Here is a 1,160-nt window from a genome sequence, read left to right on the forward strand (position 1 = left end):
TAATGCCGTTCACTTAAGGTGAGCGGCATCTATTTTTTTGGGGTAACGTTTCGGCCTTGCTTTCACTGTTCTTGGGAATGAACGTTGCCGCCGCGGCTCTAATATTAAACTTTCCGTCATGCCATACAAGCTTTTTAACTGTCTAGGTAATGCACCTGGTGAACTGTATGGCAGACCAACCAGTAACCTCATTATGTGGGCCAATGCACCATTAAAACTCAGTTGGTAAGGTAAATAGTCGCCTTTCAACATCATGCTCATTTGAGTCATTTGATATCGAATGAGGTTGTACGTTAATAAGATCCCCCACAGCTCTTGTTTTACTAACTCAGGTAGCCTACTTCTCAACGTTAGACGATTACCAAGCATATACTGTTTTTGTTCTCTATAGCCCAGTTCTATTTCCCACCTATGACTGTATAAGTCGGCAATTTCGCCTAAAGGATATTTTATTGGATCTGTCATTGAAGTGAGTACATCGTACTGCTTGCCCTGTATTTTTCTCGATACTAAACGAACAACCATTTCATTTGGTAAGTCAGGCCATAGTTTCCGAGCTCTTGGGTTACTTTTGAGTTTAACTAATTTATCTTGTCGGCCTAGTTTACGAATGACTTCATATTGCACATTTTTCTTCAACGGTATTAACCAGTGCCTCTCTACTCCCGAGTTTGCCCATTTATGCAATAAGCCTAATGAATAAAAACCTCGGTCAAACATTGTTAAACTATTATCCGGTGTTGTTTCTATTAGCTGCTCTGCAAGTACCATCTCATTTACTGCGTAGGAATCGAACGCACTACCAGTAATTAGATGAGAGCTTAGTTCCATTTGGCAGACCATACGTACTTGAGGGTACTGAGTTTCCAAGCCTTTATTGTTAGTTGGCTTCATGAATGATTGATTATTTTCTGCTGTATCTTCCGTTCGCCATACCACGCCATCAACACCAAGTAGCGTTAATCCATTCCATGCCGGTAAATTCGCATTCTCTTGCCAGTGCTTTTGTGTACATTGAAATAGAGCTTTAGCTGCGGCTTCACCTAATGTTTTTCTTCGTTGCGTCAGTGCACTTGGAGCAACAAACGGCTTACCTTCTCTATCAACAATATCTAACATGTTGACGACATCAGCCATGGACTTGTCATTATATATCGCCA

At 41.0% G+C, this 1,160-nt stretch carries 1 protein-coding gene; it reads right to left on the reverse strand.

All coding sequences use genetic code 11. The features are described 5' to 3' along the window. Positions 1-9 precede the first annotated feature (9 nt). The coding region (locus L1077_RS27140) for an IS4 family transposase (RefSeq protein WP_237139878.1) at positions 10-1,160 on the reverse strand (1,151 nt) is incomplete at its 5' end.

The organism is Pseudoalteromonas luteoviolacea, from assembly GCF_021654285.1.
Lineage (GTDB): Bacteria > Pseudomonadota > Gammaproteobacteria > Enterobacterales > Alteromonadaceae > Pseudoalteromonas > Pseudoalteromonas luteoviolacea_J.